Consider the following 23,142-nt stretch of genomic DNA (forward strand, 5'->3'; position numbering starts at 1 on the left):
AAAAAGTATGATAAAATTTAAAAGGTTTATAAGGAGCAATTTTCTTTGAATAATAGTGAAAATGTTTCGGTCAGAGGTACACTCAGCTTCGAGGATATAAAAGAATTTCAAATTCATCATTTGAAATTCTTGGGAATAATAGCGTTTATTACAATATTTGTACTTTTTACTCCGCTTCTGTTCATCGCAATGCGAATAATTTTTTTAGATATATTACGTGTGAATTTATTGTTTATACAAGTAGTCCTTGCACTAATTTTGTCTCTAATCGCTGCTACTTTAATGTATTTCTGGTTTAGATTGGTGATACGTTTCCGTTCTACCTCAGAATATAAAAGTGACCAACAAATCAGAAGCGAAGTTATTTACACATTTTGCGATGATGGGATTAATCAAAAAAGAAGCAACTCAAATATTTATTATGAGTGGGATGACGTTATCTCAATATATGAACACCAAAATATGTATTTATTGTATGTTTCCAAATTTAAAGCAATTATTTTACCTAAAAGGTTTTTTGAAACAGAAGACCAAAAAGAATTATTTAAGCAGGTTGTCTGTAAAAACATTACAACCCAAAAAACTAAATGGCTATAAAATCATTCAACTCTAAAGGTAAATGTAATAATTATACAATCGGGCGCTTATCAGGAATAAGGGCTCAGCGCCCATATTGTAAGGGCAATACTGTGGGAGGGGGGATAATTTATGGACTTTAACCTGTATCACGTATACATCCTCAGAAATTTGATTAAATTTTGTAAGAAAATAGGTGTTGCTTTAATATCTGTCATTATTCTTATTTTAATATGGTCTTTTTCATCTGAGGATCCGTTTCTAGATTTAGTAATGATAGGCTTATTTTATTTGTTGCCGGCTTATTTAATATTTGGTATTCCAATTTCATTCCTTATTGAGAAAATAGTTCAAAAACTATCCATAATCTCAAAACCCAAGCTATATTTTTTAAATTTATTCCTTTATGGTTTTGCTGGATTCCTGATAGTCTTTATACCGGTAATGTTATCTGGTGAGATGATATTAAATTTTAAATTCTTTTCCTTTACTGGTGTGACCGCAGCATTAATTTTTTATCATATCTCACTAATATTTGAAAATCCCACTCTTCGTTAAACGGGCGCGGTATTCTAATAGTGCGTCCTTTTGAAGCAGGCCATTTCAAAAGGGGGGATTCGGATGTCATCTTGGACTATTTGGCTTGCTACCGGTCTAGCAGTATCTGGAGTAATCTATGCAGTTTATAGTGTGTTTGCAAAAAAGCCAATAGGACTATATATTTCCGCAGTTTTCCATATTGTTTTGGGAATTTTATCACTTTTTTCGATTAGTTTTGCAATTGGTTTATATGTATTGAGCTTAGCCATTGTTGAATTAATCGCAGGAATTATATTAAACGATTCTGTAATTATCAAAAAAACAATTCATATAACAAATATTATATTACTTGTTGGTTTATTAGCATTAGGTTTTTTTTGCGTTCTTCGGATTGCATTTTGCTCCTCAACAAGATCCCTACATATCCGAACACATACATATTATGCTTATTTACGTTATATGGGCGATAGGTTATTACCTGCAAATAAGACAATCAACTATAAGAAACTTTGTAATTATTTTGGTTGTTTTCTTAATAATTCAGGCATTGAACTTCTTCTTTGGTTATTACGTCATTACGTTTTTAGAATTCTTCTTAGAATAGAGTAGCTTATGTTTTCTAATTAAATGGAAAATCTTATGTTACATTTGAACAAAATAAAATTCAGAAAGGAGAAAAGGCAGATGAGTATGTTTCCATTTATTTTGCTTGTCTTCTTTGTCTTTCCTATAGTTTCTCTGGTCCTAGGTGTCATTGGATATTTTATCTTTAAAAAAATTTATATAACACCTGGCATTATTGCAATAGCTGCCATTTTTGCGGTATTTAACAGTATTTAATTCTTCATTTTGGTTTCGGGCTGTATTGTATACTTTGTTATCGCTTATATCAGGAATAACTGCTAAATTATTAACTGCTAAAAAACATCTTACACAAATGTAGACATTCAAGAAATGGGCGCAAAAATTGAATAATGCTGGGCTTAGCAGTCCAATTTTCTTGGTCTTTAAGCAGTCAAAAAGACGGAAACGATTTATGTCAATAAATAAAACTAAAGGCTGCTTAATTTGAAGGGAGGGAGCAAATGTTTAAATACTTGGCAGCTATATGTCCATTGTTAGTGATAGTTCCTTATTTTGGTGCTGAACCATTGTATCCAATAGCATTTTCCTTTGTATTCGCTTTATTGGGCACGGTTTTTGGTGCAATTAGCACTAAAAGAGAATCAGGTTTGTTAGGAAAATTCGCCCTTTTTATAAACGGTTTACTTCTTTTGCTCGGCTTTTTAATATTATTATTTGCTGTATTTTGGATGATTGGTGGTACTTCTTAAATATGTCTAAAAAATAATAACTTATACTGCAAACGGGCGCGATTCACTAATAAGAAATCGTGTCAATATCGCATATAAGAGCCATTTAGTTGAATAGCACTTACGAAAGCGAATGGGTGGATTTTCGATGAAAAAACATAATAATATGGGCAGATCATTGTATTATATTGGGACATTTCTAAGCGCATTTGGCATTGCATTTGAGTTGCTTGAAGATGCACCAGACTCACTATCCGTGATAGCAATGCCTCTAATTATCATTGGGGTAATTTTATTAATTGCTTCAAATTTTTTCAGGAAAACTAAAGGTGCTGATTAAAAGCATTTTGGGCCTTACGATTAAAGAACGTAATTCCTAAAACGGGGGCGCATTCGCGGAAGAAGGCATCTATTAGAGTTGATCCATATAAAAGGGATTAAATAAGGGGGCAAGTGTGATGTCTAAAGGTTTGAAAATAATGTTATTTTGGTCACTTGGATTTCCAGTTATTATTACCTTTCTTCGCATTATTACAGATTACTTTTTAGGTCGTGACATTGAATTACTTTCATATTCGGCAGTTTTCTTAGGTATAGTTGCTGCAGGATTAATTTTTGCCGGACCTTTAAATTACTTCATACCCAAATCTCAAGAAAATTAACTTACACGTGTTATTCCGTTATAAGGCGCAAGAGTTGAACAATGATAAACAATTAAACAGGGGACGAAATTTTGACATCAGGATGAGTTATGTAAATGATGTATCCGATGATATAATGGTGTTAGTAAATACAAGGCGGTGTTTGAAATGAGTGTTAACCGTGAAGAGCTAAAACAGTTAATTGACTTTATTCACGAAGATGATGCACCTGAAGTATATGATTTTATCGGTTATCTAAACATGAAACGGGAAAGAGAAGCCATTGACCAATCTGATTTAGACCTATTTACTCGGGATAAGGAACTCATTCGTCAAGTACAGAAAAGTCAGGAAGATCGTACAAGTGGACGTATTTACAATCAAGAGCAGGGGCTAAAATATCTTCAGAATAAAATATAAATCTTCCGCAAACGGTCGCAAGTCAGGAATAAATGAATTAGGTCTTTCCAGTCGATTGGAGTATTTGAGCCAAACTTGGTATTGACAGCGCATTCCTGTTGGTTGTAGTGTCGTACGATACGCTATAACAAAAGGGAGTGTTGCCTTGTCTATTTTTGCAAGGTCAAAAATGTAAGTTATGGTTGACCTTATAAGAAAAGCTAAGACTTTCACTATTATATTTGTGAAAGTCAAGTTTTTCTAAAGACAATGGTTCTAATAATCGCGTTTGCAACACTTGTTGTAACGATTATAGACCATAAGAAATAGACCTCCCTGAGTTTTAGCGAACGGGTGAGGTCTATATTCTTACTCGCGCTGACCCCCTCTTGAAGGGGAGCGATTAATTGCTGACCGGAGATATTGCCGTATCTTCGGTCTTTTATTAGTTTATGTCTTATTACTGTTTCTATGTTTATTATAACACGAAAAAACAGCTTGCAAACAAAAAATGTAATGAGTTTTGTTTGCTATTTATAATGTTAATTTGCAGGTGAAAATGAAACCGGATGGTGCATTTTCCCGCTCGCTAATAGCACTTTTCTCTACTGGAGCTGAACTTCTTAACTTTAATGGCAGTCTTTTTATTTAAGAGGACGGGTATGGTATCATGACAACCACAAAGATGGACGAAAAGGAAGATCATAATGACAAAAAAAGCAGCACCAGTGAAAAAGAACGAAACAGTTAGATTGAAATTTGAAGATTTGACCCATGAAGGAAGCGGTGTCGGGAAAATTAACGGCTACCCGCTCTTTGTTCCCTATGCACTCCCCGGTGAAGAAGGCGACGTGAAAGTTGTTAAAGTGAATAAAAATTTTGGGTTCGGGAAGCTGCTTAATGTGAAGAAATCCAGCGAGGAGCGTGTTGAACCGCCGTGCGATGTGTATTATAAATGTGGCGGTTGTCAGCTGCAGCATATGAGTTACGATATGCAGCTTAACATGAAACAAGAACAGGTTAAAAATGCCATGAAAAAAATCGCCCATCTTGAATCAGTGCCCGTTCATCCGATTATCCGCATGGAAGACCCGTGGCGCTACCGCAATAAAGTGCAGATGCCGGTCGGTGAAAAAGCTGACGGTGAATTGATGACAGGTTTCTATCAGAAGCGGAGCCACCGGATTATTGAAGGTATGGAAACATGCAACATCCAGGATGAGGTAAACGACCGGATGGTTGAAGCGGTGCGCCGAATAGCTGACCGATTTAACATCCCTGCCTATGACGAAAAGAACGACACGGGTGTATTAAGGCATATTGTCGTACGAACGGGTGAAGCGACAAACGATACGATGATTGTCATTATCACACGGACACCCGATTTGCCGCATCAGGACGAGCTGGTTGATGAATTGAGCAAAACTTACCCGCACATCAAATCAATCGTGCATAACATTAATGACCGGCAGACAAATTCGATTTGGGGTAAAAAATCAAAGACTATCTGGGGAGAGGGCTATATTTACGATAAGATTGGTGATATCACTTTTAAAATCTCTGACAAATCATTTTACCAGGTTAACCCGCCTCAGACGAAGAAGTTATATGACAAGGCTTTGGAGTATGCGAATGTCGGCATTAATGATACGGTCGTTGATGCTTATTGCGGCATCGGGACCATCTCATTGTTTATGGCAAAGGAAGCAAAGAAAGTTTATGGCGTGGAAGTTGTGCCTGAAGCTATCACCGACGCAAAAGAAAATGCCCGAATGAATGGGTTTACCAATGCAGAATTCTATGTCGGTGAAGCGGAGAAAGTCATGCCGTGGTGGACGGCTCAAGGCCTCGAGCCTGATGTAATTGTTGTAGATCCGCCAAGAAAAGGCTGTGACGAAGAACTGCTCAAAGCAATGCTCGGCATGAAACCGAAGCGGATTGTCTATGTTTCATGCAATCCGTCAACGCTGGCACGCGATTTGCGCATTCTGGAAGATGGCGGTTATGTCACCCAGGAAGTCCAGCCGGTTGATATGTTCCCGCAGACACACCATGTTGAAGCAGTGTGCTGGTTGAAGAGGGATGTGTCTACCCAGGTTTAACGCTCGCCGGCAAAAATAAATAGTTGCCGAGCCAACCCTGAATTCGTGCGATAAATTGCGATTTCAGGGGTTTTTTTACTTATCCATAAATTAGCCCTGCATGATTCGGATAATGCGAGGTACAATGCCACTGAAAAGAGTCTCCCCTGCTGGAGCATCCGCATGTCTTTTTTTTCTCACGTTTCAAGTTGATTCCTTTGGGATATTGTATATTAATCCAAATTTCATTAGGTTGAGAATGTCATTTATTAAGGCTCTTTTATTAAAGATTGCTGTTTTGCAGCTTGCACTTACCCAACTGAAGCGGGCAAGAAACTGTGTAATGATTCCGTGATATGTTATAAGCAACAGTATCTGTGGGAAAAGCCTTTATTGAAGCAGGAATAATGGTAGGTTCTGCTTCCATGAAATATTAAAAGTGAAGCAATAATGAAATCCGGATAAGCCTTTCATTAATTCAAATTCCTGGAAGGCTTTTCTTAACGAAAGTCCATTAAATGATGAGGAGTGTGTCAACCATGAATATCTTACTGACATCGACAGCAAGAAGAATAGACTTTGTACAATTTTTTCAAGAAGCTCTGAAAGATGCAGGTATGGATGGAAAAGTAATTGTCGCAGACCCCGAGGGGAATGCGCCATCCCTTCAAGCGGGCGACGTAAACTATGTTATCCCGCATCAAACCGATTCCCGTTTCATCGATGCTATCTTCAATATTTGCAGGCAACATAAGGTGGATTGTCTTGTCCCCTTAAACGATTGGGAAGTGCCTAAACTATCTGCACATAAGGAAGAACTTACACAATTAGGCGTTTCCGTATTTGCGCCGGATCCCGAGATTATTGACAGAGTACGGGATAAGGGAAAGTACCGTGAATTGCTGAAAACTTTCGACGTTATGGCCCCCCGCTCATATATCAGACTGGAGGATGCTGAGAGGGCACTGGAAAACGAAGAGGTATCTTTTCCATTAATTGTAAAGCCACGAAATGGATCCGCATCAATTGGAATTGAATTCGTCAATACTGTGGAAGACATGAAGTTTGCTTACCAGCATGCCGCACGCACGATTGAAGATACACCGTTAAATGATGTTACAAATAAAAAACCGGAAGATAATGTCATTATACAGGAAGTGATTGAAGGCGAAAAGTTCAGTGTCGATATGTTCAATGACCTGGATGGAAATTTTCTTGCTTCCTTTATTCGAAAGCAATTGGATATGAGGGGCGGAGATGTTGATCGCTGTATTACCGTAAACACCCCTGAATTGGTAAGTATTGCGAAAAGGACCGGGGAAAACCTTGGGCATGCCGGCTATGTGAATGCCGACGTCTATTACGATGGCACGGATTATTATGTCATTGATATTAATCCGCGTTTCGGCGGAGGCTATGCGTTCACTCATCAGGCAGGAGCGGATATACCGGCCGCGATCATTGCACTGGCGGCTGGTGAAGAGATAAATGAAGATTGGCTGGAACAAGATTCAGATATAGAACTGGCCCGCCATGACATTGTTGTGCCGATAGATGTACAAAAGGTCAGCGAAGAATTTAAGTAGGAACAGATGGATAGGAGGGTTAACATGGGTGATCCAATCCCATTACTGGAAAAACTGATTGAAATAGATAGTTCCACCAAAGAAGGAGCGAACGAAGCAATCGATTTTTGTGGAGAATGGCTGGAAAACCGGGGTCTTACCGTTAAAAGAATCGAGAATAACGGGTTCCACATGTTAGTTTGTGAGATTGGCCAAGGTGATAACACAATCGTTTTAAATGGTCATATAGATGTTGTCGAAGGAGAGGAAGAGCAGTTCGAACCATATATTAACGAAGGAAAAATGTATGGCCGTGGCTCTGTTGATATGAAAGCAGGCGTAGCATCAATGATGGAGACCGTTGCACAGCTGAAAGACAGAGATATAACATCGAAGGTCATGTTGCAAATCGTACCTGATGAAGAAGTTGGCGGCATTAACGGGACAAAGTATTTAACAGATAATGGTTATGTTGGCGAATTTATCATATGTGGTGAACCGACAAGCATGGGAATTGCCATTCAATCGAAGGGCGTATTGCAGCTTGATTTCACCATCCGTGGAGAGCCTGCACATGGAAGCCGCCCATGGGAAGGCGATAACGCCATTACGAAGGCATATAACCTTTTTGAGGATATTCTCAAGCTTCCTTTTGCAACAGAGACTGCCGAACCTATGTATGGAAAACCATCCATTAATTTCGCTAAAATAAAAGGTGGAACGGTTTATAATAAGGTACCGGCCGCATGTGAGATGTCACTTGATATCAGGTATTTACCGGAACAATCACCTGACGAGATATTTAAACAGATCCAAGCGATAATCGAAGGAAACGTAACAATCCATATGCACAACCCCCCGGTCAAAACAGAAGAAGATAACCCATATGTACAAGCTCTGAAAACGTCAGTAACAAATCAAACCGACCTTGAAAAGGTGGCGATTTTTGGCCAGCACGGATCAAGTGACGGCCAGTTCTTTACTAAATATGGAGGCGCCGCCGTTGAATTTGGACCTGTGGGACACGACTGGCATGGCGAAAAAGAACTCGTTTACGTAGATTCTGTCAGAGAATACCAAAAAGTATTAAAAGAATTCTTATTAAACGGCAGCCATGGCTAAAATTATTTTGTTCAAAAGAATTTACGAAAAGGGAGTATGATGTGTATGGTGAAGCACACATACTTCTTTTTATATGTGTTTTTCAAAACACGCTTAATCAATTGATAAAATATGTTTAATCATGGTATAAGTGTAAAGGTAGATTTCTATTTGCATAATGAGAGGGTTTGACTATGGAAGCTAATTTTTGGCGTCATTTACCTCGTCCGTTTTTTGTCCTGGCTCCGATGGAAGATGTAACGGACGTTGTATTTCGCCATGTCATAAGTGAAGCAGCAAGACCTGATGTGTTTTTTACCGAGTTTACGAACTCTGAAAGTTATTGTCATCCGGAAGGCCGTCAAAGTGTGCGCGGACGGCTGACATTTACTGAAGATGAGCAGCCGATGGTGGCACATATATGGGGAGATAAACCCGAATACTTCAGACAAATGAGTATTGGCATGGCTGAACAGGGATTCAAAGGTCTGGATATTAATATGGGCTGTCCCGTGCCGAATGTAGCAACCAAAGGGAAGGGCTGCGGTCTTATCCGCCGGCCAGATGTGGCAGCTGAATTAATTCAGGCAGCTAAAGCAGGCGGATTGCCCGTCAGTGTGAAAACAAGACTGGGTTATACGTATGTTGATGAATGGCGTGACTGGCTGACCCACTTATTGAAACAAGACATCGTTAACCTTTCCATTCATTTGCGTACAAAAAAAGAAATGAGTAAAGTGGATGCGCATTGGGAGCTCATCCCGGAAATTAAGAAACTCCGTGATGAAGTGGCACCGGGTACATTGTTGACGATTAACGGCGACATTCCTGATCGCAGTGCCGGTCTCGAACTCGTGCATCAATACGGTGTTGACGGGGTTATGATCGGACGGGGAGTATTTAAAAATCCGTTTGCGTTTGAACAGGAACCGAGAGAGCACAGCAGCCAGGAATTACTTAATCTTTTGAGGTTGCACCTTGATCTTTTTGATAAATATTCAACCGAATTGGAGCCGCGCCAATTTAAACCGCTCCGCCGTTTTTTTAAGATATATGTCCGCGGCTTTCGAGGCGCGAGTGAACTAAGAAATCAATTAATGATGACAGAATCAACAAACGAGGTCCGAACACTGCTCGATCAATTTGGATGAATAAACTGGTTATTATGAACGGACAGGTGATGACCCCCCGTGGGGTATGGACCTGTCCATATTTTTTAATGTTGACAGAAAATATGTCAGCATTTATTATTATGGTTAAATCCTTACAAAATTTATAGGAAAAGAGAGGTTTATATGGCTGAAGCAACAAACGTACAACCGATAAATGATGTAAAAGATCCTGTGCAACAGAAAAGCACGGATTTAAATAAACCGCAAACGCCGCTGATTGTGGGAGGTCTTACCGTCGGAGCGATCTTAATGGTCTATTTGATGGCCACACAGAATAGCATGCAGCCGCTGCTGCTCGTCATTGGTTTATTGTTGGGATATACGTTATTCCATGCCCGATTTGGGTTCACTTCGGCATTTCGCAGGCTGGCGTCGGTCGGAAACGGCAAGGCGCTAAGGTCACACATGTTAATGCTCGCAGTCGCTGTTACTTTATTTGCACCGATTTTGGCATTCGGCACGTCATTTTTCGGTGAGAGTGTTTCCGGGTATGTCTCACCTGTTGGTGTAAGTCTTTTAGTCGGCGCCTTTATGTTTGGTGTCGGGATGCAGCTTGGCGGCGGGTGCGCGTCTGGCACACTTTATGCAGTCGGCGGAGGGCGCTCTGTCATGTTTATCACGCTATTATTTTTTATTGTCGGCGCAACGATTGGAGCCCATCACTTACCGTTCTGGACAGAAGATCTTCCGGCTTTTGAACCGGTATCGCTCGCAACCTCAACCGGGTTCGGCTATGGTGGTGCCTGGCTGTTATCCCTCGTATTGTTTGGCGTGATTGCCTGGATTACGCTTGTGGTGGAAAAGAAGAAACGGCCGCCGAGAATGGCGCCAAAACCGTCAGCTGCGGGCTGGAAACGACTATTGCGCGGTTCCTGGCCATTATTTGCTGCAGCGATTGTGCTGGCAGTTCTTAATGCATTGACGTTAATGACCCGAGGCACGCCGTGGGGAATAACATCGGCATTTGCCCTGTGGGGGTCCAAAGTGGCGCAGTTCTTTGGCGTTGATGTCGCAAGCTGGGGGTATTGGCAAGGGGCAAATGCAGCTGCATTGGAATCTTCCATTTTTGCTGATTCGACGACTGTTCTTAACCTGGGCGTTATTCTTGGTGCCTTTCTCGCATCAGCAGCCGGCGGATTATTCAAATTCAGCAAAATAACCGGCAAAAATGCAACAGCTTCCGTTATTGGCGGGTTGCTGATGGGTTACGGTGCACGCCTGGCGTTCGGATGTAATATCGGTGCGTACTTCGGCGGCATCGCCTCATTCAGTTTGCACGGCTATATTTGGGGTGTTATGGCCCTAGCCGGGACGTTTATTGCGCTATATCTCAGACCGAAATTTGGCTTATCGGTCCCAAAACCAAAAGATTCATTTTGCTAGACCGATTCGGCAGCAAATTGCTGCCCCTCATATTAAGACTGGTTCTCATTCGGAACCGGTCTTTTTTTATGGTTTTAAACCACCGCTTGGGAATAACTGAAATGACGTTTGACAACATAGATAATGCAATGTATAATTTGGTTAAATTGTTCAAAACAAATTGAACATATTATACAGATTGATAATACTGAGCTTAGGTTGGTGATTGTAATGGCCAGTAATGATTTTCAAAAAATTGAAGAGTCGCGGGATATTCTCATTAGTGCAATTGCCCAGACGATGGTAATTTATGGCGTCACACCGTCCGTCGGCAGGATTTATGGTGTGCTTTACTTTGCAGATAAACCGCTCAACCTTGACGAGATCAAGGACCAGGTAGCAATGAGCAAGGGGAGTGTCAGCACCGGACTGAGAGACCTTCTTGATACAGAAATGGTTATTAAAGTCTGGAAAAAAGGGGATCGGAAAGACCACTACATTGCTGAAAAAGACTTCTTTAAAAACTTTTTTGCTTTTTTTACGAAGATGCTCAGACAAGAAAGAAATATAACATTGCGTGCTAATGAACAAGTCGAAGGCACGCTGAAGGATATTGCGGAAAATAGTGAATCTGAAGAAGCAAGAGAGATGGCCAAAGGGGACCTGGAGGATATCAAAAACACGATGACTTATTTCGACTGGACGCTTCGGCTGGCCAATGCTATGGAGTCACGTGAAATATTTGATTATTTTCCGAAATATGAAGGGGGTGACAACAATGAACAAGAGTAACACAGCACTTGTTTTAATCGATATGCAGAAAGAAAGTGAATTTGGTATCGAGAATGTTGATTCAGTCGTCAAAAATACAGAACAGTTAATCGCTGCGTGCCGAAAAATCGGCATTCCGATTATCTATACGCGGCATATTAACCGCGAAGATACAATTGGCTTATCAAACAAGGAACCATTAAATGATAAGGGCACACCGGTATTTTACGATAATGGAACCGAGGCGGTAGAAATCTTTGATCAGATTAAGCCTGAAGACGGGGACATTGTTATTGATAAGTACCGCTGGAGCGGTTTCTATGAGACAAGTTTAGATTTGATGCTCAGCAATATGGGGGTGGAGCACTTGATCATGGGCGGCTTTGTCACGGACGGCTGTCTGATGACATCTGTATACGATGCTTACTTCCGTGATTATCAAGTGAATCTCGTTAAAGATATGTGTGGCGCCACCAATGAAGGCGCACATACGGCCTCAATTATGATAATGGCCAATTGGGTCTACGACTTAGCGATTTTTGACACATCGGAAATGATTAAAAAACTAAATGGTGAATCGTACAAAAGCTGGGAATCAACATATCCCGATCAATTGCAGTTCACCCCGGAAAATATGCGCGAAACGTTTAATAGGCTAAACAAATAAATTTAACATCCTAAGAGGAGGACGAATGCGTGTTAAAAAGAATTAAATTTTTAGGTACAACAGCCTTGATACTAATGCTCATGGTACTTGCAGCATGTGGAAGCGGCAATGACGAAAGCAGCGAAAACGACGGTGCCAACAGTGAAGAAGAAACGTCGAGTGAAGAATCGAGCGAAGGGTCAAACGGTGATGCTGTCAGTGAGATCGGTCAGGAAGAATTAACGATTCCTTACGTAGCGTGGTCATCAGCAGTAGCCAGCAACCATGTTATGGAGGTTGTATTGGAAGAAGCCGGTTATGACGTGACGTTAAAACAAGTGAACTCCGGCGCGATGTATACGAGCGTTTCTGATGGTTCGGCGGATGCAACGGTTAGCGTATGGCTGCCACATACGGATGCCAGTTACTGGGAAGAATATAAAGAAGACTTGGTGCATCTGGGGCCGAATCTGGAAGGAGCACCGCTTGGCTTGGTCGTTCCTGAATATATGGACGTTGAATCGATTGAAGACTTGAAAGAAAACACAAATTCAGTCGGTGATCAAACAGACTATACGATTACAGGAATCGAGCCCGGTGCGGGTCAGATGAAACTGACAGAAGAAGAAGTTATGCCTGAATACGGGCTTGATGACTGGACACTTCAAGCGAGCTCTTCAGCCGCTATGTCAGCTTCATTGGGCGACGCAATTGAGAAAGAAGAACCGATTGTAGTGACGCTATGGTCTCCGCATTGGACTTTCTCGGAATATGATTTGAAATATCTTGAAGATCCGAAAAATATTTATGGCGACCCTGATAATATCAATACAATTGTCCGGACGCAGCTGGAAGAAGATGCACCGAAAGCCCATAAAATCCTTGACCAGTTCAAATGGTCAAAAGAGCAAATCGGTGAAGTAATGGTAAAAATTAATGACGGCATGGAACCGGCACAAGCTGCCGAAGAATGGGTCAGCAACAACCAGGATACCGTCAGTGAATGGACAAAAGGAACAGAATAAGTAAATATTTAAAGAAGCAGGAACCACGTTGCGGTGGTTTCTGCTTTTTTATGTAAACATCAACTTGGCTATGATATCTGCTATAATAATATGAGTTATAATAGAAGGGGAATACATATGAAAAAACCAACATTTCAAAACATCGAAACAATCGGGCACGTTATTGAAGCGAATGCACTGTACAGACACTATCATTACCCCGAAATGCTGATCAGGTATGACAGTAATTTTATTGATTTCAAACAAATGCCTTCTTTGGAAGAGTTTAAGCAGACAGAAGCATTGTTGCAACAATTTCACAAACAACATAACCAAACGCATTTAAAGTTTGAATTTCCGGAAAATGAAAAACCAGGCCCAGGGCTGGTAAAATTTCTCGACGACAATGGTTATGATGTCGGGTTCACGGAATTATATGCCATCAGGCCGGAGGATTTTCCGGCACTCACAAATAATCCGGACATCCAAGTTAAAGAAGTAACAGGAGATAATTTAGATGATTATATCCGGCTACAGTATGAAAATGATAAGCAGAATGGCGAGATATTTGCTAATGAAAAGATCAATCTGAATAAAAAGCAGTTTGATGATGATGACAATATGAAAGTGATTGCCTATTGTCAGCGGCAACCGGCCGGCACGATGAATGTAATTCTCTCAGATGACTTCGTGGAAATCGATGATCTGGCAGTAAGCGAATCGCTGCAGCGAAAAGGAATCGGCGGGCGATTGCAGCAATTTGTCATGAGTAAATTTTACGACCGAATGATAATTTTGGTGGCAGACGGAGAGGACACGCCCAGGGAAATGTACCAGCGGCAAAACTACCAGTATTTAGGTTTTAAATACGAGGCGTTAAGAATCGACTAGGGTGACAATTGTGTGAAGGCAGGCATAAACAGTCGAAAAATGCTATAATAATAACAGATATGTCTCGGAAAAAAAGCTGAGACAAGCTGATTTTGCACATACAAAAAAAGGACACGTTTTGGTATAACGGATCCTTGTTTTTGGTTGTCTTTGAAAGGATGAATTGGATGAGCAGGCAAATTGTCACCTCATCAAATATAAAAAATGCTGGAGATGCAACAGACAAAGAAAAATCGTCATCCCTGGCGGCGGATTTGAAATCACTCTTCAAAATTCCTGTCCTGATTGCGAATGCCGTTCCGGTTTTTGCTGGTTTCTGGCTTGCTTTATATTTTACTGAAGCTTCATTTGCATCTAACCTTGATATGTTATTATTGACGCTTGTTGGCAGTACGCTGGTGATGGCAGGTGCACTTGTTTTTAATAACTGGTACGATGTTGATATTGACACCATTATGGACAGGACGAAATCACGGCCAACAGTGACCGGCCGTATTTCGCTTCAAACAGTGCTTGGAATTGCTGTTGCAGTGACTGTGCTTGGATTGTTGCTGTTATCGTTCACAACCCTTGAGGCGGTTATTTATGCCTTCATCGGATGGTTTACTTACGTTGTACTTTACACAATGTGGTCAAAACGCCGCTATACGCTGAACACCGTGATTGGAAGTATTTCAGGTGCTGTCACACCATTGATTGGCTGGGCGGCGCTGGAACCCGCTTCACACATTGTTCCGATTGTTCTGGCACTCATTATTTTTGTTTGGCAGATGCCGCACACGTTTGCGATTGCCATACGAAAATATGATGAGTACAAGGCGGCTAATGTAAAAATGCTTCCGGTCGTGCATGGGTTGGAAATAACAAAACGCCAGATGGTTATTTATATTGCATGTCTTTTGCCGCTCCCGTTTTATTTGTTTTCACTCGGCACAGCGTTTGTAGTGATTGCTACAGTGCTGAACCTTGGCTATCTTGTGTTGGCATTCAGCGGCCTCTTCACTGAAAACACCCGTAAATGGGCGGACAAGATGTTTATGGTGTCCGTTAACTATTTAATGGTTATTTTTGTAGCGGCAATTGCAGTCACATTGCCGTTGTACTGAGTAACAGTTAAGATTAAATTATGGTTATATCGGGGAATATGAAACTAAATGGAAAAGGAGGCGCTTGTTATGGCAGACATTAAAAAAGGTGACCATAAGTTTTACATTGGGGATGAAGAAGATCCCAAAGCCGAAATAACGTATATTGATGTCGATGCTGACACGCTGAATGTTGACCATACCTATGTGTCAGAAGATCTCCGCGGTGAAGGCATAGCAGGCAAGCTGGTTGAAAAAATGGTGAATTTTGCACGCGATGAAGGAAAAAAGATTGATCCGACATGCGAATACACCAAGAAAAAAATGGAAAAAACACCTGAATATCATGACGTGCTGGCTGGATAGCAGTCAGTATGGTGAACAGTTGCCGGGGTTACGCTTCCCTGGCTTTTTTAATATAATATAATAGAGAATGATTAAGCTGGAAGAGGGACAAACCATGCAAAAAGTGGCACAAATTATTTATGAAAGCATAATGATTTTACTCGTGATGCTTACGATCATAACCATATGGACAGAGGATACCTATAATTCGACACTCAGCTGGATTGTCTGGGGAGTATTCTTTGCGGATTTTACGGTCCGTTTTGTTATGGCGAAAGCAAAGTGGGACTTCATTAAACAAAACCCTTTTCTATTAATCGCTATTATTCCATTCGACCAGTTTTTTCAGGTTGCGAGAGTCGTACGGATTATCTATTTATTCAGGATTAAAACGATTACGAAATACTATGTCGTGCCTTATATCGAAAAACTCACCGTTCAATCTAAATCATTGATTTTATCCATTGTTGTGATACTACTCTTAGCTGAAGGCTTTCTGCTCCAAAAAGCAGAACAATCAGTGGATACTTACGTGGATGCATTATATGTCGTGACGGGTTATTTACTCTTTTTTGGCCATCGGATCTTTGAAATCGAACAAGCCATTTCGGTAGCGACACTGACAGTTGTGTCGGTTCTTGGTATTGCCCTCCAGGGACTTGCCCTGCAATGGGTGTTTAATAAATTGGACGTCGTGTTTAAACGATTTACACACCGGCGGAAAACGAATTCGGATGAACGGCGGGAAGCCAAAAATTAAAATACTATAGCGGTTCGCTGCAGTTTACCCGGGAATCGCTGTAGTCTTCAGCGGTCCGCTGTAGTTGGGCTAAGAATCGCTGTAGATTGCTCCATGATTGCTGTAGATTCTTTCAAAATCGCTGTAGTTTTACCGATAATCGCTGTAATTCCCCTTAAGGATTCCTATTCCACGAGATTCTTCGTATAAGTAAGCTCCCCTTAACATAGTTATAACGAGAAAAACATTCATATCTTTTCCTTTTTTCATCAAACTTTCATAAAACTTGCTTATAGTAAAAGAGAGACGAACGGAGGATATATCATGACATCAGCTTGGGTATTTATGAAGGTTACTGTTATTGTTTTAAGCATCGTGGCCGGGTTGATCTTTTTTTACGTCACAAGTCCGGCAGGGAAGGCGTTGAAAAAACAGCAATTAGAGGAAAGTATTTCACTTATCATTAATTTTGTCCTGTTTATATGGGCGGGGAAAATCTTGCTTAATTTGAATATATTTATAACGGACCCGCTTGCGGTGCTGGCTTATCCAAGTGATTCGAATGCTTTTTACCTCGCGCTGTTACTCCTTTTGGCCAATCTGGCGTGGAAGGTAAAAAAAGAAAAAGCCAAAGTAGAAACGATGCTTATGTCACTTATGCCGGTATTTCTGGCTTCGGCGTTCACATATGAATTTTTAGATATTATTGTGAATGACAAGCTGCTGTCATGGGGGCATTTAAGTTTACTTTTTATACTGCTTATTGTCTATTTGATCTGGCAGGAGCGGCTTGCTGCAGAAAAGCTGATGGCGGTCGTTTTTGCGTTATGGAGCGCGGGTCAACTCCTCATAGCCATCCCGTTATCGTTCACGGTTTTATATGGCTATACGATGGCCACGTGGTTTTTAGCGATTGTATTCATCATAAGTGTCATCACAATTATAAACAATAAGAGAAAGGAACGACGAACATGACTGCAGCAGCAGATTTAACGGTTTGTCTGGCATTGGGCGCCGGGGTTCTTTCCTTCCTTTCCCCATGTACATTGCCGATTTTTCCGGCATATTTGTCTTACATAACCGGGAATGCGCTGTCAACATTTCTGTTAAAAGCAGTTGAAGGGACATGGTTTTCCAATTTAGGATGACAGGAGGTAATGCATTTGAAAAAAATAGCCATAATTGTTGTCTTGACAGGTATGCTTGCATGGTCGGTCTATGACCTTGTTGGCAGTTCAGATAATCAAGAGACAGCAAATGAAGCAGAAAAAGCCGAAGAGAGTTCGTTTTCAGTTGAGGAAGGTTCAGTAGAAGAAGGCGGTGGTACACCAAGTGAGAGTGCTGAGGACAGTCCTGATTCGGACAGTGTTGGTCTTGATGTTGGCAATATAGCACCGGATTTTCAGTTGGAAACACTGAATGGTGAGCAAGTTGCTTTATCTGATTACCGCGGGCAGCGTGTTATGGTAAACTTCTGGGCGACCTGGTGTCCGCCATGCCGGGCTGAGATGCCGGACATGCAATCATTTTATGAAAATAAGAATGTCGAAATTCTTGCCATCAATCTTACCGGAACAGAAAGCAGTCGTGAAGGTGTCTCAGACTTCACAGATGAGTTTGGGCTGACGTTTCCTATATTGATGGACGAAAACACGCAAGTTGCCAATGACTATCAAATTCAGCCGATTCCCTCATCATTTATGATTGATTCAAACGGACGTATCCAGTTTAAAGCCCTGGGTGCGATGAACTATGAAATGATGGTTCAGGAATTTGAAATGATGCAATAAGTTCGCCTGTATCGTACAATGGAGCCAGAGGTGTTGAATATGCAACAAACGATACTCGTGGTGGAAGATGATCAGATGATACGTCGTCTGATTCGTTTGCATTTGGAAAAATATAACTATGACGTTGTTGAAGCAGGTAATGGTGAAGAAGCTCAGGATGTATTTTTAAACCATCATCCTTGTCTTATCATCCTTGATTTAATGCTGCCGAAAATGAGCGGTGAAGAATTTTGTCACTGGGTTCGTGAACAGGAACGGAATGAAGTCTCTGTTATAATGCTATCGGCTAAAGCCCGGATTGAAGATAAGATTGCCGGGCTGCGCATGGGTGCGGATGATTATATCACGAAACCATTTGAGCCCGATGAACTTATTGCACACGTGGAGGCGGTTCTGAGACGCACGGGGCAGTTTTGCCAAAAGGTCGTGCATAACGGCCTGTGTATCAAACCCCGTAAGGGCGAAGTACTTCTTTATGACAAGCGGGTTAAATTAACAAAGCATGAATTTAATCTTCTCTATTATTTCATGCAAAATCCCAATAATGTATTGACGCGTGAACAATTGATTGAACAGCTTTATCCCTACGCAGATAATACAGTGTTGGATCGGACAATTGATGCGCATATAAAAAAGCTTCGGGAAAAAGTTGAAGATAACCCTTCTGAGCCACAACGCATCCAGACTGTCCGGGGAATGGGGTATAAGTTTGTCAGTGTATAAACGCATGACATCCTTGATTCCGGATGGGTTTCTGGGTCGGCTGTCACTTTTGAATGTCGTTATTTTTGCATCAGCTATTATTCTCAGCAGTCTTGCGGTTTATAATACAGCATGTTTCTTAGTAGATGCCATGGGAACTTTAAATGATTCACAGCAAAGACAATTCAATTCGCTGCTGTTTAATTATCTGCTGATTTTTTCAGTTATAACAATCGTTGGCGGGAGTTTGCTTCATTTTTATTTAACGCGGAAATTAATTAAGCCAATACGTCGTTTAATCATATCGTTTAAACAGCTGAAAAAAGGGGAGTATCCCAAAGTTGCCGAACTTTCAACAAAGGATGAGATAGGCCAACTTGCTTCTCATTTTAATGCGCTGGTAAATCAGCTGGAGGCAAATGACCAGCAGCGCCATAAACTTATTTCGGATTTATCACACGAATTGCGGACGCCGCTGACTAATTTAAACGGCTACCTTCAAGCACTGGAACGGGGGGATATTGAGGGAAGCCGTGAATTGTACACGTCATTGCACGGGGAATCCCGGCGGCTGACGTCCATGATGGAAGCACTTGATCAGCTTAAGGAATGGGATCATGCCGCTTCCAGATCGTATGTACAGTACACAACAGCTGATATGGCCGAAATTATCAAGCAGTGTACAGATATGTTCAGCTGGCGGTTGGAGCAGGAAGCGATCCCAATAACGGTTGATGCCGAAACGTTTGAGATATCAATTCATATAGATGGCGTTCAGCAGGTAATCAGCAATTTATTGGAAAATGCCATACAATATTACACTGGCAGCGGGGCAATAGACATTCGAGGAGAATTGTATGGATCATGTTATCGTATATCGGTCAGCGGCCCAAGTGAATCCATACCTGAAGCGGAAGTGGAAAATATTTTTAGGCGGTTTTATCGATTGGATCATTCCAGAAACAGACTAACCGGAGGGAGCGGCCTTGGACTCTCAATAGCCCGGGAGATTGTTGTGAATCATGGCGGAAGAATCGGCCTGTCGTCTCAGGGCTCTCGAAACATGTTCTGGTTTGAATTGCCGCTTGATAGGAATAAGGATTTGGAATAATCTTTGCATTAACCCATCAAACAGTGATATAATATAAAAAAATTCAATACTGAATATAACACATTCCTTCGGGGCAGGGTGCAATCCCCGACCGACGGTGATGAGACATTGTCTCAAAGTCCGTGACCCGTGCGGCATAAAGCCAAACGGTGGATCTGGTGAAACTCCGGAACCGACAGTGACAGTCTGGATGGGAGAAGGAATTTTTTCGAAGCGTTTTTGTCGGGCTAAGTGTATACATTTGGCGTTTTTGCCGTAGTATATCTAATCCGCTCAATACAAAACGATGCGATTAAAATTCTGTCCGTATGCCTCTGAAGTGAATTCAGGGGCTTTTTTAGTGCCTGAATTGTATTATCACAGTTAAATACTTGCGTGTGAGGAGGATGCAGCAATGGACGATGCACATTATATGCAAATAGCCTTAAATTTGGCTGGTTCAGTTTCGGGACAAACGACTCCCAATCCGCCGGTGGGTGCGGTAGTCGTCAAGGATGGCGAAATCCTCGGATTTGGCGCTCATTTGAAGGCAGGGGAGCCACATGCTGAAGTACATGCGCTTCAAATGGCCGGCGAGAAAACAAAAGGTGCCACCATATACGTCACGCTCGAACCCTGCAGTCATCATGGCAAAACGCCGCCATGTGCTGATTTAATTATTGAAAAGGGGTTAAAACGCGCGGTCATTGCCATCAAGGACCCAAATGAAAAAGTCGCCGGGCGCGGGATTGAAAAGTTAGAAGCGGCGGGCGTTGATGTTGAATTGGGTGTCCTGAAAAGCGAGGCAGCCAAGGTGAACAAATATTTTCTTCACTATATTCGGACCCAAAGGCCGTATGTCACGATGAAGTCGGCTGTCAGTCTGGACGGAAAAACTGCAACATATACGGGTGACAGCAAATGGGTGACCGGTGAGGTTGCACGGCGTGATGTTCATCAGTATCGTCACACACATGATGCAATTTTAGCGGGCGTAAACACCGTTTTTGCTGATAACCCAAGCCTGACTGCCCGTCTGCCGCATGGCAGTAAAAGTCCGCTCCGAATCATTCTCGACAGTGATTTGCGTACACCTTTGGAAGCTAACGTCGTGAATGATAAGCAAGCTGAAACATGGATTATCACCGGAAAACATGTCAGCGAAGCGCACATGGCAACATTTAAGGAAAAAAGCGGTGTAAGCATTGTCCCGCTTGATTCACTCGACCCAATGACTGTCCTTGACTATTTGGGAAGCAGAAAAATTATGTCATTATTCGTTGAAGGTGGAGCTGAGGTGAACGGTTCGTTTTTGGAAAGCGGGGCAATCAATCAGCTTGTGCATTATATGGCGCCAAAATTAATTGGCGGAAAGGATGCGCCTTCATCCATTGCGGGCACAGGATTTAAATATATGACAGAAGCATTTCCTCTGACCATCACAAATGTGGAAATGATCGGAGAGGACATTAAAATCACAGCGGAGCCACGAAAGGGTGATACAGATGTTTACGGGGATTATTGAAGAAAAAGGCATCATTAAACAAATCAATCACGTATCCGAAAAATCGATTCAAATGACAATCGGATCCTCAAACGTTCTGTCAGATATGAACATCGGTGACAGTATTTCGGTGAATGGCATTTGCCTGACCGTAACGGCTTTTACGGGGACAAGCTTTCAGGTCGATGTCATGCCGGAAACAATTAACGCTACGTCGCTCAAGTCACTGGCAGAAGGGTCCAATGTGAACCTTGAACGCTCAATGCCTGCAGATGGCAGGTTTGGCGGTCATTTTGTTTCCGGACATGTCGATGGGATTGGGACGATTGTACGTAAAGAAAAACAGGAAAATGCGATTTATTATGACGTGAAAATACCGGACGAACTGGCTGACTATTTTATCATGAAAGGCTCTGTCGCCGTTGATGGTGTCAGTCTGACGGTATTCGGCTTCAGCGACAGCACGTTTACGATCTCACTTATCCCCCATACAGTATCAGAAACCGTATTGGGCGAGAAAAGCACGAACGATATCGTAAATATTGAATGTGACATGCTCGCTAAATATGTAAAAAACATGCTCAATCACCACCATATAAAAAACGAAGGAAGTGGACAACGTGTTTCATACAATCAATGAAGCGATAGATGATTTGAAAGCTGGCAAGCCGGTAATTGTGGTTGATGATGAGGACCGGGAAAATGAAGGCGATCTGGTGGCACTGTCAGAATATGCGACACCTGAAATGATTAATTTTATGATTACGCACGGAAAAGGGCTTGTCTGCACATCCATCACACCACACTTAGCCGAAAAACTTAAACTGCCGATGATGGCGAGTCAGAGCAGTGACCCGTATGAAACGGCATTCACTGTCAGCATCGATCATCAGGAGACAACGACAGGCATTAGTGCGGGTGACCGGTCGAAAACAATCCGGGCGTTAGTCGATCCCGAAGTTAAAGCGGAAGATTTTAAGCAGCCTGGCCATGTTTTTCCGTTGATTGCTAAAGAAGGCGGCGTTTTGACGCGGCAGGGTCATACCGAAGCTTCAGCCGATCTCGCAAAGTTGTGCGGCGCCTCCCCATCAGGTGTTATTTGTGAAGTTATTAAGGATGATGGCACAATGGCGCGGGTGCCGGATTTACGTAAAATGGCTGACACGTTTGGCTTGAAACTGATATCGATAGCAGATCTGGTTGCATACCGCAAGCAGCAGGAATGGCATATCAGCAGAGTTGTGGAAACAACGTTGCCAACCGACTTTGGCACATTTACCGTGTATGGTTATACGAATGATTTGGATGACAAGGAACATGTTGCGCTCGTAAAAGGCGACATTCATGAGCAAGACAATGTGTTGGCCAGAGTGCATTCCGAATGTCTTACCGGTGATGTGTTTGGTTCCCATCGCTGTGATTGCGGACCGCAGCTGCAGGAGGCTTTAAATAAAATTAATGAAGCAGGTGCCGGTGTGTTAGTATACATGCGTCAGGAGGGGCGTGGCATCGGGCTGATAAACAAACTCCGTGCCTATGAACTGCAGGATTCCGGTATGGATACGGTAGAAGCAAATGAACAGCTGGGATTTTCGCCGGATATGCGTGAATATCACCTCAGTGCACAGATTTTAAAGGATATAGGAGCCGAAAAAGTGAATCTTATGACGAATAATCCGGAAAAAACACGCGGGCTTAAGTTTCACGGTATTGAAATTAGTTCCCGTGTGCCGATTGAGACGGGAAAAACAGACGAAAATCAACGTTACATGCAAGCGAAATATCATAAAATGGGACACTTATTCAGTATTTAAATTGATGAAAA

At 41.8% G+C, this 23,142-nt stretch carries 26 protein-coding genes, 1 pseudogene and 1 riboswitch; all 27 genes and pseudogenes read left to right on the plus strand.

The window, feature by feature from the left end:
* Positions 1-45 precede the first annotated feature (45 nt).
* The 27 genes and pseudogenes from BMZ22_RS13960 to BMZ22_RS14090 all read left to right on the plus strand — a co-directional run bounded on the left by BMZ22_RS13960 (position 46) and on the right by BMZ22_RS14090 (position 23,131).
* Positions 46-597 carry a YcxB family protein gene (locus BMZ22_RS13960; protein WP_090086700.1) on the plus strand — a complete coding sequence of 184 codons (552 nt, stop codon included), beginning with the start codon at positions 46-48 and terminating at the stop codon, positions 595-597.
* A gap of 111 nt (positions 598-708) precedes the next feature.
* On the plus strand, positions 709-1,134 hold the full coding sequence (locus tag BMZ22_RS13965; RefSeq protein WP_090086702.1) for a hypothetical protein: 426 nt from the start codon (positions 709-711) through the stop codon (positions 1,132-1,134).
* 63 nt (positions 1,135-1,197) lie between these two features.
* Positions 1,198-1,725 (plus strand): hypothetical protein, encoded by a 528-nt coding sequence (locus BMZ22_RS13970; protein WP_090086704.1) that lies wholly within the window; start codon positions 1,198-1,200, stop codon positions 1,723-1,725.
* 476 nt (positions 1,726-2,201) lie between these two features.
* The gene (locus tag BMZ22_RS13975; protein WP_090086706.1) at positions 2,202-2,450 is read left to right on the plus strand and encodes a hypothetical protein; all 249 of its coding nucleotides are present in this window, start codon (positions 2,202-2,204) and stop codon (positions 2,448-2,450) included.
* Positions 2,451-2,577: 127 nt separating this feature from the next.
* Positions 2,578-2,769 carry a hypothetical protein gene (locus BMZ22_RS13980; protein WP_090086708.1) on the plus strand — a complete coding sequence of 64 codons (192 nt, stop codon included), beginning with the start codon at positions 2,578-2,580 and terminating at the stop codon, positions 2,767-2,769.
* 118 nt (positions 2,770-2,887) lie between these two features.
* Entirely contained in the window at positions 2,888-3,091 is a 204-nt protein-coding gene (locus tag BMZ22_RS13985) for a hypothetical protein (RefSeq protein ID WP_090086710.1), read from the plus strand.
* Between the two features lie 147 nt (positions 3,092-3,238).
* Positions 3,239-3,490 (plus strand): hypothetical protein, encoded by a 252-nt coding sequence (locus BMZ22_RS13990; protein ID WP_090086712.1) that lies wholly within the window; start codon positions 3,239-3,241, stop codon positions 3,488-3,490.
* 686 nt (positions 3,491-4,176) lie between these two features.
* Positions 4,177-5,571 carry a 23S rRNA (uracil(1939)-C(5))-methyltransferase RlmD gene (gene rlmD / locus BMZ22_RS13995; protein ID WP_090086714.1) on the plus strand — a complete coding sequence of 465 codons (1,395 nt, stop codon included), beginning with the start codon at positions 4,177-4,179 and terminating at the stop codon, positions 5,569-5,571.
* Between the two features lie 518 nt (positions 5,572-6,089).
* Positions 6,090-7,136: an ATP-grasp domain-containing protein gene (locus BMZ22_RS14000; RefSeq protein ID WP_090086716.1), complete on the plus strand. Its 1,047-nt coding sequence runs from the start codon at positions 6,090-6,092 to the stop codon at positions 7,134-7,136.
* 24 nt (positions 7,137-7,160) lie between these two features.
* Positions 7,161-8,237: a M20 family metallopeptidase gene (locus BMZ22_RS14005; protein ID WP_090086718.1), complete on the plus strand. Its 1,077-nt coding sequence runs from the start codon at positions 7,161-7,163 to the stop codon at positions 8,235-8,237.
* Positions 8,238-8,410: 173 nt separating this feature from the next.
* A complete protein-coding gene (locus BMZ22_RS14010; protein WP_090086720.1) occupies positions 8,411-9,367 on the plus strand; it encodes a tRNA dihydrouridine synthase in 957 nt (318 codons plus the stop codon).
* Positions 9,368-9,511: 144 nt separating this feature from the next.
* Positions 9,512-10,771, plus strand: coding sequence for a YeeE/YedE family protein (locus BMZ22_RS14015; RefSeq protein ID WP_090086722.1), 1,260 nt, complete (start codon positions 9,512-9,514; stop codon positions 10,769-10,771).
* 210 nt (positions 10,772-10,981) lie between these two features.
* The gene (locus tag BMZ22_RS14020) at positions 10,982-11,542 is read left to right on the plus strand and encodes a GbsR/MarR family transcriptional regulator (RefSeq protein ID WP_090086724.1); all 561 of its coding nucleotides are present in this window, start codon (positions 10,982-10,984) and stop codon (positions 11,540-11,542) included.
* Positions 11,529-12,188: a cysteine hydrolase family protein gene (locus tag BMZ22_RS14025; RefSeq protein ID WP_090086725.1), complete on the plus strand. Its 660-nt coding sequence runs from the start codon at positions 11,529-11,531 to the stop codon at positions 12,186-12,188. The genes BMZ22_RS14020 and BMZ22_RS14025 overlap by 14 nt, the downstream gene beginning before the upstream one ends.
* 29 nt (positions 12,189-12,217) lie before the next feature.
* Positions 12,218-13,192, plus strand: a complete 975-nt coding sequence (locus tag BMZ22_RS14030) for a glycine betaine ABC transporter substrate-binding protein (protein WP_090086727.1) — start codon at positions 12,218-12,220, stop codon at positions 13,190-13,192.
* Positions 13,193-13,309: 117 nt separating this feature from the next.
* A complete protein-coding gene (locus BMZ22_RS14035) occupies positions 13,310-14,062 on the plus strand; it encodes a GNAT family N-acetyltransferase (protein ID WP_090086729.1) in 753 nt (250 codons plus the stop codon).
* Positions 14,063-14,229: 167 nt separating this feature from the next.
* Complete coding sequence (cyoE, locus tag BMZ22_RS14040) at positions 14,230-15,168, plus strand: heme o synthase (protein ID WP_090086731.1); 939 nt, start codon at positions 14,230-14,232, stop codon at positions 15,166-15,168.
* A 69-nt stretch (positions 15,169-15,237) separates the two neighbouring features.
* Complete coding sequence (locus BMZ22_RS14045; protein ID WP_090086732.1) at positions 15,238-15,513, plus strand: GNAT family N-acetyltransferase; 276 nt, start codon at positions 15,238-15,240, stop codon at positions 15,511-15,513.
* Positions 15,514-15,607: 94 nt separating this feature from the next.
* The gene (locus BMZ22_RS14050; protein WP_090086734.1) at positions 15,608-16,252 is read left to right on the plus strand and encodes a transporter; all 645 of its coding nucleotides are present in this window, start codon (positions 15,608-15,610) and stop codon (positions 16,250-16,252) included.
* A 303-nt stretch (positions 16,253-16,555) separates the two neighbouring features.
* Positions 16,556-17,206: a hypothetical protein gene (locus BMZ22_RS17000; RefSeq protein WP_177183456.1), complete on the plus strand. Its 651-nt coding sequence runs from the start codon at positions 16,556-16,558 to the stop codon at positions 17,204-17,206.
* Positions 17,203-17,325 (plus strand): annotated as a pseudogene (locus BMZ22_RS14060) (cytochrome c biogenesis protein CcdA); the annotation flags it as partial. The gene BMZ22_RS17000 and the pseudogene BMZ22_RS14060, both read left to right, overlap by 4 nt.
* Positions 17,326-17,394: 69 nt before the next feature.
* Positions 17,395-18,021 carry a redoxin domain-containing protein gene (locus BMZ22_RS14065; RefSeq protein WP_090086736.1) on the plus strand — a complete coding sequence of 209 codons (627 nt, stop codon included), beginning with the start codon at positions 17,395-17,397 and terminating at the stop codon, positions 18,019-18,021.
* Between the two features lie 39 nt (positions 18,022-18,060).
* The gene (locus tag BMZ22_RS14070; RefSeq protein ID WP_090086738.1) at positions 18,061-18,744 is read left to right on the plus strand and encodes a response regulator transcription factor; all 684 of its coding nucleotides are present in this window, start codon (positions 18,061-18,063) and stop codon (positions 18,742-18,744) included.
* Positions 18,737-19,834 (plus strand): sensor histidine kinase, encoded by a 1,098-nt coding sequence (locus tag BMZ22_RS14075; RefSeq protein ID WP_245745453.1) that lies wholly within the window; start codon positions 18,737-18,739, stop codon positions 19,832-19,834. Before BMZ22_RS14070 ends, BMZ22_RS14075 begins: the two co-directional genes overlap by 8 nt.
* 60 nt (positions 19,835-19,894) lie before the next feature.
* A riboswitch (FMN riboswitch) is annotated at positions 19,895-20,040 on the plus strand.
* 188 nt (positions 20,041-20,228) lie between these two features.
* Positions 20,229-21,338 (plus strand): bifunctional diaminohydroxyphosphoribosylaminopyrimidine deaminase/5-amino-6-(5-phosphoribosylamino)uracil reductase RibD, encoded by a 1,110-nt coding sequence (gene ribD, locus BMZ22_RS14080; protein WP_090086742.1) that lies wholly within the window; start codon positions 20,229-20,231, stop codon positions 21,336-21,338.
* Positions 21,319-21,957 carry a riboflavin synthase gene (gene ribE, locus BMZ22_RS14085; protein WP_090086744.1) on the plus strand — a complete coding sequence of 213 codons (639 nt, stop codon included), beginning with the start codon at positions 21,319-21,321 and terminating at the stop codon, positions 21,955-21,957. The genes ribD and ribE overlap by 20 nt, the downstream gene beginning before the upstream one ends.
* On the plus strand, positions 21,938-23,131 hold the full coding sequence (locus tag BMZ22_RS14090) for a bifunctional 3,4-dihydroxy-2-butanone-4-phosphate synthase/GTP cyclohydrolase II (protein ID WP_090086747.1): 1,194 nt from the start codon (positions 21,938-21,940) through the stop codon (positions 23,129-23,131). The genes ribE and BMZ22_RS14090 overlap by 20 nt, the downstream gene beginning before the upstream one ends.
* The last annotated feature ends 11 nt before the right edge of the window (positions 23,132-23,142 follow it).

Origin of the sequence: Lentibacillus persicus (genome assembly GCF_900112705.1) — a bacterium.
In the GTDB taxonomy this organism is placed as follows: domain Bacteria; phylum Bacillota; class Bacilli; order Bacillales; family Amphibacillaceae; genus Lentibacillus; species Lentibacillus persicus.